Raw genomic sequence first — 13178 nt, 5'->3', positions numbered from 1 at the left:
ACTTTTTTAGAACTTCAAATCTATGCTAGCAGCTGCTTGATGGATAAGAGAGTGATTTTTTCCTAAATCAAGCTCATAATACAAAGAAACAGCGGTTGTTTTATAACTAGCCACAACATTTGCCCCTACTGCCACTTGTTGATTGATTTTATGTTTTTGAAATCCTTTAACATCTAAATGCTTACCGGTATCATTTAAAGATACTTTATAATCAGCTTTGCCAATCGGAGTTTGCGCAATCCAACCTAAAAGCACTCCAGGGGAAAAACACAGGGAATTGCAGGTGAAGTTTCCTGTTGCTTCCATTGCAATTTTGCCTCGAAGTTCGTGAGATGTCAAAGCAGCTCTATGGAAATGGATAGGAGCAGATCTCTTCTCATTAACCGGCCTTTCAAAAACATGATAAATGTCTAAATCTACAAAAGGTCTTAAATAAATGTTTTGTGTTACAGCAAGATTGTAGCCAGCTTCCACGCGAGATGTTAAACCAACCCCGTGATGCTTGCTTTTTATTACATGATCAACTTTTGCAAATTTTAAATGACGTTTATTTCTAAAAGTATTTGTAGATGCAATAAGGGAAGCATTTGCGTAAAAGCAGTCTCCTACCCAACCACCATTTAAGCCTGCATAAAAACTAGCAATATGTGATGAGGCAGTGTTCTTACCCCATTTTAACAAAGAATCAGTATAGCCAATTCCAGCACCAATTACTATATTTTCGTTAGCAAAATGATTGCCTCCTAAAACAACTCCTCCCATATAAGATTTATAATTTTCTAGCCCACACCCATGTTTTTGATGAGCATAATGTCCAATAGGTTCAACCCAAATTGTAGAAATAGAATCAACACATCTATCATTGCGGCGCAAAGCGTTGGTAAAACTATTTGCTACATTAGAAGCATTGATATAACTCTCGTAGGTCATGCCCCCTAATTGAACAGGTGTCATCTGAGAATATACTTTTTCTAAATCCTTTGAGTTATCAATACTAAAAATATTTTTAATAACTTTAAAAGCATCGGTTCCTTCTTTAAACTGTGCCTGCTGCATAAGATTAGTCAAACTTCTAGAAAGATCTGACATGTTATCATCCATGGGCAATTGATACATGGTTTTTGTAACACATATTACAACCTCATCTGGCTTATACCCAACATCAAATAAAACAATATCCAAAGCTGTATTTTCTACGTTGTCAAAAGTCCCTTCTACTTTTTTTGCTTCTAAAATCGTATACTCTGTTCCTTTCTGGTAAATTCCAGGCTCAGGTAAAATACGTAAACGCCCTGCTAAAGAAGCTTTATCTCCCACTTTAACAACATCTGATTCCCCTTGTGCGTTTACTTCAATATCTAAACATCCTAATGGTCCTTGTTTAAAATCTTCCTCAATACGAAGTGTCCCTATGGAATTACCTGGAGCTACTCTACCTTGGTTTAATAGGTTAATAACAGAGCTATTACCGCTAAAAATACCTGCTTCTGTTACAAATACATCGGCTCCTATTGAACCATTTGCCTGTACTTTTCCTTCTCTGATCACTAGATTTGCAAATAAGTTAGAGTTATCACCTCTTAATTTCAATTCTCCCTTACCTGTTTTAACAATTGTTGGGTCGTTTTCTTTGTGGTGGGAAGAGGTAGATATAGAACCTGTAAAATCCCCTGACTCAATAACTGCATAACCTGACTTAGCACGTAGCACAACATGTCCATCGCCAGAAAGATCATTTATGTATATCAAGCTTCTGTCAACTGTTAACTCTGCATTAGCATGAATGGAAATATTATTTAAAATCTTCATAGGAGACTCTTTTAAAGACAAAGCATTTTCTTTAAACACATCTATTTTACTAAAGATCTCTTGAACATTTTTAATGCTTTGAAAAACCGGTTTTTCTTCTGTTCCAAAAGCCGGACTTACATGCACAATCCCTTCTTTAATAGATAAGTTTGCGTTATGCAAATTTCCATGAATAGCTAGTTTTCCTGGTCCCTCTTTAATCAGACGAGCTTGCTTTGACTTGCTAGAAATATTTCCTAAAACATTTATCGTTCTATCGCTTGCATGTATTATGCCAGACCCATCTAAAACCATATCGCGTTTTAAATCTAAGTGTGCAATATCTGGTGCAGCTTTTAGCGTTGCGTGTTTTAGGATAAGTCTTCCTTCTCCTAAATTAGCCTCGGATTCCAGTTGGAGTGTAGCTCCCGATACGTTGGTGTCTCCTTGGTAAGAATTAGGCCCTTTTAAACAAACTGTTCCTCTGCCCTCAATAGAAAGAGAGCTTATTGGTATTTGCTCGTTGCCAACTGATCCTGAAACTTCTACTATTTTTCCTTCATCGACAATCAGACGCACATCTCCAATAAGGGAATTCTCTATTCCTAAGGAGTCTGTAACATGCAGGGCTCCTCCTTTAAAAGAAATAAAGCCATGAGCTCCCAAGTTTTCAGGGCTATTAATAGAAATTTCTCCAGAAAAGATCCGAGTAATAGAATTACGATCTTTATTATTTCCCGTTAAGGTAAGTACTCCTTTACCTAATTTTGCCAAACCGCCTGCTCCAGAGAGAGCACCTTCATAAGTACCATTGAAATCCTGATCAAAAGCAATCCAATCTCCTTCTTTAAGAGCCACTATATATTCTTTAGGAGCGGTTGTGGTATTAACGACCAAAGAAGAAATTTTATTTCCCTCTCCGCTAAATATGATCCCTTTTTCAATAGGATAGGGCGTTTGCAACTTAGCTGTCCCTGTCCCTTGGATTTTAACAATACCAGAACCTGTGATCCTTTGATCTATTATTTGACCATCACTTGCTACTAAAACAAGCTCTGCATTATTTTTAACTGTTCCTTTGACAACTCCAACAGGCACAGAAAAAATTCCTTTTACAAGATTGACGTCTCCTTCAATGGAACCTATATTTTTAAAAGTACATGCATCCATTCTTTCAAGCATTTCTATTTTCAATAACTCTTGATGATGATCTGCAGTGTTTGCTAACTTAATTGTTTTATTACTTCCATCAAATGTCAGTGGCTTTTGAATAACAATTGTAGATTCAGCCGTTGCCGTATTTTCTTCAGAGCTTGCAAAATTCTTGTTAAACACGACCTCTAAAGGAGTTTTAACACGGCGATTATTAATGGATTCAAACGCCTGCACTACATTAGCGTCTATTGCTATTTGCTCAGAATGAGCGTTTATAGATGTCCATGCCATCCAAGAACAGCATGAAATTCCCAATAACTTAATAATAGAATTAGGTATTATTTTTATTTTTTTCACAAAATCTCCTTATGCATACAAAAGTAACTTTAGAATGCGTTTTGGCATTTTATTCTTTTTTTATTCAAGTACAGATAATTAATTAATATTAACTTTACGATGTTTATTTATTTTAATAATTAAAATATAATTTATTATTATTAATTTAAAAAAATAATTAATATTTTAAAATTATTGAACCTGCTATCCTTACCTCTTAAAAAATGAGGATAATTAGCTAAAAATTGGATCGGTTTTAAAATTAAAATAGGATTGCAAGGAAGGTCTAATTCACAAGAATCTTTCAAAGGTAAAGAGATCTATCGTTCTTCTCCTGGTTGAAATCCCGATAGCTCTAAGCTTAACTTACTTAATAACAAAATCTGTTATTACAATTAAAAAAAATAAACAAACTTACCTAAAACAAACTATTAGTTTATAATTCTTACCATGAATTATATTAATTGGTTCAAACATTCTATTTTTTCTTCTGAGACGGATCATTGTCGCTATGATCTCGATTTGCCAGAAGCTCCAGGAGAGGACTACAAGCTCAGACGTATTGCATTGGCAACAATTCCTTTTGTTGCTCTATATCGACCTGCTGGAACTGCCCTCTCTTTAGGAATGGGCTCTTGTCGTGTTATCAGCCATTTAAAGTTGACTTATTATGAAGAAAAAAAGGAGTGGAAAAATATTAGTAAAGAAGTTGCGCAAACAGCTCTTGCGATTGTTTCTTTAACTTCAAGCATTCTGAATATAAAGATGGGTCAATTACTTACAAGCTCTTTAGACACTGCACAAGGAACCTACTCCATTATCTACTACGCGGTACAAGAAAAGTACGATAAAGCTGCTGAAGAAGCTTTGCAGACGCTGGCAAGTGGGCTTTATGTAGCCTTTATCCTTACCGGCTCTTTAGAAATCATTCTTTTATCGGTGCTATTTCAAACAGCTCTTCAGCTTTATCAAATGAAAGAGGAAATTTCCAAGCAGCATTATATAGAAGCAGCCGCCAAACTAGGAATGGCAGCCATGCGCCTTAATCAAGCTAATAACTACAGAGGTTTGATTCAAAAAAGAAATGCGTTATTTGCACTACAAAAACACCAAAGCCTTATCAGCCAAGCACTGAAGGGCAGATCTGCTAGACATCTACTCCACCATAACTTAATCGACCTAAACGGGAAAATTGATGAAAATAAGGTAAGCCTATCTAACCAAGAAAAAGAGTACGATTTTGGAAGTCATTTTCACGGATACGGAAAAGGCTTGGTCAAAGGAGCAAATCTTGCCTTTAGAACAGTAGTGATTGATGGCAAAGAGCTAACTGAATGTGAGTTTAAAGTGAATCACGTTTTTCGAGAAAAACTACAAGAAACTATTAATCAGCTTCAGATGCTCAACTCTTCAGAGATTTGCGATATTTTGCAACTCACGGGCTCTCATGCACAATCTCTTTATATCGAAGAACATAAAGAATCTAATAACTACGATCCTTATAAGGAAATATATCAAATTATAGTTTCAGGACTAGGTGAAATTCATATAGGAGCATCTCGGGATTATCCCAATCTATTCGATCGAGTCGTAGTTTTAATGGATCGGGAAAAAAACCTCTTTGATCTGTATGAACTTTTGTCTCTAGCTGATCTTGATACAGCAATTACTTCTTCCTTAAAAGAAGACCTAGATCGCTTAAAAACGGGACATTTATTCCGAATATTTTTTCCAAAAGAGGCTACTACTTTTGAGAGGAGCGAAGCTTTTTTTACTCTTCCTACACGAGAATTACTTGATAAAATGATTGAGAAGTCCCCTGAGATGAGAGAGATATATAATAAATATTTTCATCAAATACAAGAAACTGAAATTCTACCTGGAAGAATCCGCTACAAGATCAAAGGACTTTCTGATGAAATCCAAAAATCAGGAGGGTGTCATCTTACCGCTGCAGTTACAGGCGCCTATACAAATCAGCAAAGTTTGTATCAACGAGCCGCTTCGATGCTCTCAATGGGTATGTTATCTCAAGAAATAAAAGCTAAGCTTCAAATTAATAAAACAGGTGGTCCTGGTTGGGATTACTGCTCAGGCGGCGCTGATAGCATCTACACACAGATGCTTACGATAAAAGATGCGGTTTCTGAAAGCTTTAATACAAACCACTTAGACTATCAGAGCAAAGTGCGCGTCTTGATTTCTCTTGATGCTTTAGAAACCGGGACATATCAACATCTTAAAAACAGTTTTGGAAGTAGATTAGTCAATCATGAATCAATGTTAGGACAGCCTGAAGGGACCTATCTTAATCGCCCTAACATTTTAGAATTTACAAAGACAATCCAGCAAAAACGCTTTGATGAGAATAATTGGAGTGGTCATGAAATCATGTTAAAAGAAAGGATCGACCCTTCCTATTTTAAGGGGTTTTTAGTCAGTGATGAGGAAACTCGTAATGGATTATTAAACCATTTACGAACATGCAACCTCGTACAAAAAGATTCGTTGAATAGAGAAACCATCCAGGGTCACCTTGTCCAAGACTTCATTCGAGTAAGCCCCCTTAAGGCAGAGCCAGATTTCATTAAAGCTTCACGTCTTTAAATCCCTTTTACAGATAAACTTTTTTTCAATAAAAAATTTAATAAAAATTTAAGGATTTTCTTAAAGGTTCTTAAACTAGCATTTTAATGAAGATTGTTTTAAAATCATCAATCAACTGATAACCCTAAGAGATTCCTTTTTATGTCTTATTCCAAAAAAATCCGCGACCCCAAAAAGATTCGTAATATTGCGATTATCGCTCACATTGATCATGGTAAAACAACTCTATTAGATAGCCTACTTAAACAATCCAATATCTTTCGCGAAAACGAAGCTACTACTGAAAGAATGATGGATAATTACGATCAGGAAAAAGAAAGAGGAATTACCATCTTTGCCAAGCATACCAGTATTGAATTTGATGAATTTAAAATTAATATTATAGACACTCCTGGCCATGCTGATTTTTCAGGCGAAGTAGAGCGCGTTTTAGGTATGGTCAATTCCGTTCTTCTTCTGATAGATGCTCAAGAAGGTCCCATGCCTCAAACTCGTTTTGTGCTTGCTCAAGCGTTAAAAATTGGCTTAAAGCCTATTGTTGTGCTTAATAAAATTGATCGCCCACATGCAAATCCAGATCGAGCTTTAGACCTTACTTTTGATTTATTTGTTGAATTAGGCGCCAACGATCAGCAGCTTGAATTTCCTATCTGCTACGCATCTGGATTATCTGGCTTTGCTACACGTGAACCAAATGACCCACGTGTAAACATGCGACCTTTATTTGAAATGATTATCGAGAATGTCTCCCCTCCTCCAGGTAGCCTAGAACTACCTTTCCTCATGCAAGCTAGTACGTTGAGCTATGATGATTTTGTAGGTCGTCAGGCTTGTGGTCGTATTCTCGAAGGAAAAATCACTAAAGGACAAACCATTAGCAAAGTAGATATGAATGGGCACACCTCTTCACATAAAGTAACTCGTATTGAGGGATATCACGGATTAAAAAAGGTAGAAGTTGATGAAGCTGGTGTAGGAGATATCGTTTGCATTTCAGGAATTGCTGAGATTACTATTGGTGACACTCTATGCGATCCTTCCCACATTGTACAACTCCCCCCCATTATACTTGCAGAACCTACATTATCTGTTGAATTAATGGTTAATAATTCCCCTTTTGTAGGTAAAGATGGCAAACATATAACAATGAATAAAATAAGAGAGCGACTAGCCCAAGAAAAGCTAGCTAACATCTCTTTGAAAATTGAGGATCATTTTCGAGATGATGCTGTTCGGGTTTGTGGTAGAGGAGAACTGCATTTAGCGGTTTTAATCGAAGCTATGCGTAGGGAAGGTTATGAATTTACCATTTGTAAACCTCAGGTTATCTTAAAAGAAGTGGAAGGAGCTCAACATGAACCGTTTGAAAGCGTTCATATTGAAGTGCCTCAGGAATTTTCAGGTAGTGTGATTGAAGAGCTTTCTCGTCGCAAAGCTGAAATGCGCTCCTTAAGTACAAATGAACATGATATTACTAGCTTGGAATTCCTAGTCCCTACTCGCGGTTTAATGGGATACCGCAATGATTTTCTAACTATGACCAAAGGCTTAGGTATTTTAACTTCGGTCTTTGACAGCTACGCTCCATGGAAAGGACCCATTGAGGGCAGACCAAAAGGTGTTCTTATTTCAAATGGACCGGGCAAAGTTACAGGATATGCTAGTTTTAGCATACAAAACAGAGGGACTCTATTTGTAGCTCCTGGGGATGATGTCTATGAAGGGATGATTGTAGGAGAGAACAATAGAGATAATGATCTGGTAGTAAATATTGTACGCGGAAAACAGCTTACGAATGTGAGAGCTTCGGGAACCGATGAAAACATTATTCTGGCTCCACCGCGTAAATTTACCTTAGAACAAGCTATTGATTTTATTGAAAATGATGAGTTAATCGAAACCACTCCTCATTTTATTAGATTGCGCAAAAAACACCTCTCAGAAAACGAGCGCAAACGCTCTTAAAAATCCTTTTAGCGCCTTAAAAAAAATTAAGGCGCTTTTCTTTTTTTCTCGAAAATGTTTATATGCTTTAAAGCAGCTTATAAGTTGGTTTTATCATGTTAAGAGAAAAAAATCCCCCTTCAAGGTTTGAAATTTGGAAGATGTTTGATAAAATCTCTCCTACATATGACATGGTAAACCGGGTTATGACTTTTGGGCTAGATTGCTTATGGCGGAAAAAAATGGCCGCATTTTTACCAGAAAAAAAAGCATTGACCCTGCTGGATTGCGCAACAGGAACTGCGGATCAATTATTAGCTTTCATGCGCTATTCTAAAAAAATCACTTCTGCTACAGGGATCGATCTATCTCAAGAAATGTTGCAAATAGCAAATCAGAAAATCAAAAAAAAAGGTTTTGATTCCTGTATTTCTCTACAAGAAGCTAGTTTACTAGATCTTCCCTTTGAAAATAGTTGTTTTGATTGTATCTCCATTTCTTTTGGTATTCGAAACGTCGTAGATGTTAATAAAGCACTTCAAGAGTGTTTTCGTGTATTAAAGCCACAAGGTAGACTTTTAATTCTAGAAGGAGCAGTTCCTAACAATCGATTATTAAAAGCAGGGCATCATTTTTATCTACGTTATCTTTTACCCTTTCTAGGAGGAGTGATCTCCGGGCAACCTCAAGCCTACCGGTATCTAAACGATACAATTTCTAGTTTCCCTTGCGGGGAAAAATTTTGCGCCTATTTAAAAGATGTGGGGTTTACATCGGTAAAAGCTACTTCTTTTACAGGTGGCGCTGTTTGTATTTACCAAGGAGATCGGATTACATGAAAACTTTTTTTGTAAATAACACGCCTTTTTCCTACGATTCTTATTTTATTGATTTCTCCTATCTTTCCCCTATTTCCTGGCTGGCTTCTCAGGACATCTACCCTAAAGTCTATTGGAAAGATAAACACACTCAGACAACTCACATGGCACTAGGCTCTCTTCTGTGTTACTCTGACATCCCTCATATAGAGCAAACAGAAGATATAGATCTTCGCTTCTTTGGAGGTATCCATTTTCCTGAATCTGCTTGGGAGAAAGACCTTCCCAGTACTTTGTTCTTTTTGCCGCGCTTTGAAGTTGTCCAAACTGATGATAAAATTACACTGATTGCACACTTTATCAATCAAAACTCCGATCCGCTGATTTTTAGAGATCTCAAACCAGAGACTCCTATAGGGCAGATTACTCCTTGTGTTAAGGTTTCTCATTTGCCCAGTTGGGCTGAGTGGGAAAAAAATGTCGAACATGTACTTTCTATCAAAGCCCTTGAAAAAATTGTACTTGCACGTCAAACACAATTTACAACTACCCCTGCTTGGCCTTTGTTACAAGCTCTTGAAAAAAAAGCAGAAACAGCAACTTGCTTTGCCTTTGAATTTTCCAAAGGCTCTACTTTTTTAGGAGCTACTCCAGAAACCTTGTTCCACAGAAAAAAAAATGTGGTTTTTAGTGAAGCTATTGCAGGAACAAGGCCGCGTGGAACAAATGAAGATGAGCTAGCTTGTGAACTTAGGTCTTCTGCCAAAGACAATCGAGAATTTAACTTTGTGAAAAACTTTATCGAAAAGGCTCTTTTACCTCTATCTAGTCAGTTAAACTGGCAAGAGGATCAAATCCTGCGTACAACTTCTGTGCAACACCTATACAATAAAGTAATTGCTACTTTAACTTCTGATTGTACGGATCAAAAGATATTAGCAGCTCTTCATCCTACACCAGCTGTATGTGGAACACCTACACAAGAAGCCCTTAAACTCTTAAAGTCCTTAGAGCCCTTTCAGCGCGGCTGGTATAGCGGAGCTATTGGATGGTTGGGAACTAAAGGAGCTGATATAGCTGTTGGAATACGATCAGCGCTTGTAACTAACTCTTGTTTAAAAATATTTGCTGGAGCTGGAATTGTTCAAGGAAGCAACCCTTTAAAAGAATGGGAAGAGTTAGAAGCCAAAACAGCTGCTTTTTGTAGGATACTTTCATGAAATCAATCGCTGAAAATAACTATTATTTTAGTTACCAACTCATAGATCAGCTCATTAAACAAGGAGTACAGGATTTTTTTCTAGCTCCAGGTTCTAGATCAACTCCGCTTGTTTTAGCTATTGCCAATCACTTCGAAGCACGCAGTCATATTCATTTCGATGAGAGAGGATTAGCCTTTTATGCATTAGGGTGTGCCAAAGCTAGTAAAAAGCCTGTTGCACTCCTAGTTACTTCTGGTACAGCAGTTGGTAACCTTCTGCCCGCAGTGATGGAAGCAAAGCACGACTTTGTTCCTCTTATTTTATTAACAGCAGATCGCCCTCCTGAATTACGTGATTGCGGTGCTAACCAAAGTTGTAATCAGGTTAACATTTTTGGATCTTATGTGAATTGGCAAATAGATCTTCCCTGTGCTGATGAACTCTCTTCTATAAAGTCTCTTTCTACAACAGTTGCTCAAGCAGTTTATTACGCTCAAGGGCCAGTTCATCTTAATTGTATGTTTCGAGAACCTCTTTCTTCTGAACACAAATCACTAGAAACACTTCCTTCTATATATTACACACGCGCTTGTCTAATCCCCAGCTGCTCAATCATTGAACAATATGCATCTCACTTAAAAGAGCATACAAATGGAGTGATCATCGCAACTGCAACAAGTCCTGTAGATCCTGTAGTTGCTCTAGCAGAGAAATTAAACTGGCCTATTTTTCCTGATATTCTTTCCCCTTTAAGAGCTCTCAACCATCCTTTGATCATCTCTCATTTTGATCTGATCTTAAAAACGCATCCCTGCTCTTTTGAAGCAGTTATTCAAATTGGTGAGCGCTTTGTTTCCAAGATCCTTTTACAAACATTGGAAAAAACCCCTCCTAAATTCTATCTGCAAGTCTTAGAAGGCCCTCATCGTTTTGATCCAGCTCACATTATCAATCATCGCATTCAATCAGACATCTCTTCTTTTTGCCAAATGCTATGTCTTAAGCTTGATATCCCTAAAGACACCCCTCATCTCAGCTTTTGGCAGACAAGACAAATGCATACCTCAAAAAAGCTATCCGATTATTTTCTTAAGCAAACAATCCTCTCGGAGCCTGCAATAGCTCATCTTCTTCAACAAAAAAATTCCGCTCTTTTTCTAGGAAATAGTATGCCGATCCGGGATGCTAACTGCTACCTTCCCCTAGTTTCAGGACCTGCTTTTGCTAACCGCGGACTCTCTGGAATTGATGGTAATATTGCCACCGCCTGCGGCATAGCAATAGGTACGCAAAAACATACCCTTGCGCTCCTTGGAGATTTGAGTTTTTTGCACGACTTAAATTCGCTAGCTTTAGTTGCCAAGTCGCCCTATCCATGCACCTTGATTGTGATCAACAACCAAGGTGGAGGTATTTTTTCCTTTCTTCCTCTTGATCAACCAAAAACAATCAAAGAAACTTTTTTTGCTACAGCGCATGAAATCTCTTTTTCCTCAGCAGCAAAACTTTTTTCTCTTGCCTATTATGCTCCTCAAGATCTCACCTCTTTAAAAAAAATTTTACAACAAGACCCTCATTCCTGCGTCATTGAACTTGCAACCAATCGAGAAAAAAACCTTTTAGATCATAGGCAAATCGAAAATCTGCTTTCAGAAATGTTTTCTTCCCTAAAACAGACAGAAAATACCATTTCTCTTTAGCTCTTTTCTAAAGGAACTTTTTTTGCCTTATGTATTCTAAATACACCTTTTGTTTTTCCTTCAAAAGAAGCATCCACATATTCATAGGGAGAGCAGCTTCCCTTTGATTCAAGTGTGAATTTTTCAGAGCTAAGATTACCTTGTGTATTACAAGTAAAAAGCTCAAGGCCTAATTCTCTTGCGCGGGTTTCTGCTAGTTCGTTTAACAGCTCTTCATAATCACAAGGGCTAGGATAGATTCTTTCTTGAAAAAGCACTAGTTGATCATCCTTGAACAAAAGACGGAAAATACAACGAGCCAAAATTTTTCCAGTTAGGGGATCTTTAATACAAAGAATCCGGTTTTTACCATCTAAAACATAAGCCATAAGACATACATTGAAAGAAGGATCCTCATCAATTCTTTGACAACTCCCCAAAACTTCTGTTCCTGAAAGAAAAAGATCTTGCCAATCATCAGAATCGACCACAAGAACGCTCTTCTTCTTTTGTAATCCCATATTTCTTAATATATTCAGAAGTTCCCGATCCATCTTGCTGAGCAGCCAATTTGGCTATTTCCATGCGAGATTTTTGTTTTATGATACTATAGTTCTCAATGAAAAAAGAAGTTCCATTCCCATCCTGCTGAGCAGCAAACTTTGCAATTTTAATGAGAGCTTCCTGTGTTATAATATCATAGTTTTTAATGTATTCAGGGGTTCCTCTCCATTCTGCTGAGCTGCAAACTTTGCAACTTCTACCCGATCTTCTTCTTTTATAATCCCATAATTTTCAATCTCTTCAGAAATGCGTTTTCCATCTCTCTGAGCAACAAGCTTTGCAAGCTCAAAAAGAATTCTTTGGTCTGTAGTGTTAATATGCTGAAGGGCTTCTGTTCCAAAGAGCTGAATAAACTTTTGCGCAGCAAATTTTGCAGTATTAATGCCTTCCAAAGGCATTGCAAAATAAATGGTTTTTTTATTTTTTATGAAGCGATTCCTAATTGATCTAGAGAAATAAGCCAAACCTAAAGAACAAATAACAGCAGCACTCCCTAAAAAAATATGCCCAGAACGCTCTAAAAGAGAGAGGGCTCGTTGCTTTTCTGAAATTACTTGATATCGAGGTCCATCATAATTATCATTTACGATCCTACCTCTTGCATTAAAATGTTTATCTTCATTTTCAGAAACTTCAGAATCGCTCCATCGATTACTAAGTCTAATGTCTTCCATAGATTGGATAATCTTAAACGTAGGCATTTTTCTAATTCCATTAAAATATAATTTAATATTTTATTTATACTTAATTAAAAGTAATATCATATAAACCCAGGGCGATTTAACTAAAAATTTTTGATAGCAGATTAGGTAATATGGCATAGTAAAGACCTCAAATTTAAGGAGGTTCTATGTCACGCCGCAAGCCAATTGATTCCAAAATTCTGGAAGCCAGTAAGGAATTTAATGCCGAGGTCTTCGCAGAGACAGTTAAGGGTGATATTGCAACCATTTTTTAGACACTTAGAACATAAATTTTTCTATCTTCATTCGTATCGTCTCCGCGAGCTATGCAGGGCTCGCTTGCGATATCTTCATTAAAACTTTTCTTTTTATATCACTCTCTCAGCTGTACAATTCCATGCA

The 13178-nt window shown here is 37.1% G+C and carries 8 protein-coding genes; 5 read left to right on the top strand and 3 right to left on the bottom strand.

Annotated elements, in window-relative coordinates; all coding sequences use genetic code 11:
- Window positions 1-6: 6 nt before the first annotated feature.
- On the bottom strand, window positions 7-3300 hold the full coding sequence (locus RHTP_RS00645) for an autotransporter outer membrane beta-barrel domain-containing protein (protein WP_138106121.1): 3294 nt from the start codon (window positions 3298-3300) through the stop codon (window positions 7-9).
- Between the two features lie 429 nt (window positions 3301-3729).
- On the opposite strand from RHTP_RS00645, the gene RHTP_RS00640 reads away from it, so the two are divergent.
- The 5 genes from RHTP_RS00640 (at window position 3730) to menD (ending at window position 11550) form a co-directional block, all read left to right on the top strand.
- Window positions 3730-5886 (top strand): hypothetical protein, encoded by a 2157-nt coding sequence (locus RHTP_RS00640; RefSeq protein ID WP_138106120.1) that lies wholly within the window; start codon window positions 3730-3732, stop codon window positions 5884-5886.
- A gap of 141 nt (window positions 5887-6027) precedes the next feature.
- Window positions 6028-7851, top strand: a complete 1824-nt coding sequence (gene typA, locus RHTP_RS00635) for a translational GTPase TypA (RefSeq protein WP_244609501.1) — start codon at window positions 6028-6030, stop codon at window positions 7849-7851.
- Window positions 7852-7946: 95 nt separating this feature from the next.
- Window positions 7947-8669, top strand: a complete 723-nt coding sequence (gene ubiE / locus RHTP_RS00630) for a bifunctional demethylmenaquinone methyltransferase/2-methoxy-6-polyprenyl-1,4-benzoquinol methylase UbiE (RefSeq protein WP_138106119.1) — start codon at window positions 7947-7949, stop codon at window positions 8667-8669.
- Window positions 8666-9868, top strand: coding sequence for an isochorismate synthase (locus RHTP_RS00625; protein WP_138106118.1), 1203 nt, complete (start codon window positions 8666-8668; stop codon window positions 9866-9868). The genes ubiE and RHTP_RS00625 overlap by 4 nt, the downstream gene beginning before the upstream one ends.
- A complete protein-coding gene (menD, locus tag RHTP_RS00620) occupies window positions 9865-11550 on the top strand; it encodes a 2-succinyl-5-enolpyruvyl-6-hydroxy-3-cyclohexene-1-carboxylic-acid synthase (RefSeq protein ID WP_138106117.1) in 1686 nt (561 codons plus the stop codon). The genes RHTP_RS00625 and menD overlap by 4 nt, the downstream gene beginning before the upstream one ends.
- On the opposite strand, the gene RHTP_RS00615 is transcribed toward menD, so the two are convergent.
- Window positions 11547-12020: a hypothetical protein gene (locus RHTP_RS00615; RefSeq protein ID WP_138106116.1), complete on the bottom strand. Its 474-nt coding sequence runs from the start codon at window positions 12018-12020 to the stop codon at window positions 11547-11549. The genes menD and RHTP_RS00615 overlap by 4 nt on opposite strands.
- A gap of 198 nt (window positions 12021-12218) precedes the next feature.
- The gene (locus tag RHTP_RS00610) at window positions 12219-12794 is read right to left on the bottom strand and encodes a hypothetical protein (protein WP_138106115.1); all 576 of its coding nucleotides are present in this window, start codon (window positions 12792-12794) and stop codon (window positions 12219-12221) included.
- Between the last annotated feature and the right edge of the window lie 384 nt (window positions 12795-13178).

The organism is Candidatus Rhabdochlamydia sp. T3358 (genome assembly GCF_901000775.1).
Lineage (GTDB): Bacteria > Chlamydiota > Chlamydiia > Chlamydiales > Rhabdochlamydiaceae > Rhabdochlamydia.
Note: the sequence above shows the minus strand (reverse complement) of the source record. Positions and strands in the feature narration are given on the sequence as shown.

Bases quoted from the DNA above. Each gene is read 5' to 3' on its own strand.
- typA (WP_244609501.1), top strand. From the start codon at position 6,028: ATGTCTTATTCCAAAAAAATCCGCGACCCCAAAAAGATTCGTAATATT.
- menD (WP_138106117.1), top strand. From the start codon at position 9,865: ATGAAATCAATCGCTGAAAATAACTATTATTTTAGTTACCAACTCATA.
- RHTP_RS00625 (WP_138106118.1), top strand. From the start codon at position 8,666: ATGAAAACTTTTTTTGTAAATAACACGCCTTTTTCCTACGATTCTTAT.
- RHTP_RS00610 (WP_138106115.1), bottom strand. From the start codon at position 12,794: ATGCCTACGTTTAAGATTATCCAATCTATGGAAGACATTAGACTTAGT.
- ubiE (WP_138106119.1), top strand. From the start codon at position 7,947: ATGTTAAGAGAAAAAAATCCCCCTTCAAGGTTTGAAATTTGGAAGATG.
- RHTP_RS00640 (WP_138106120.1), top strand. From the start codon at position 3,730: ATGAATTATATTAATTGGTTCAAACATTCTATTTTTTCTTCTGAGACG.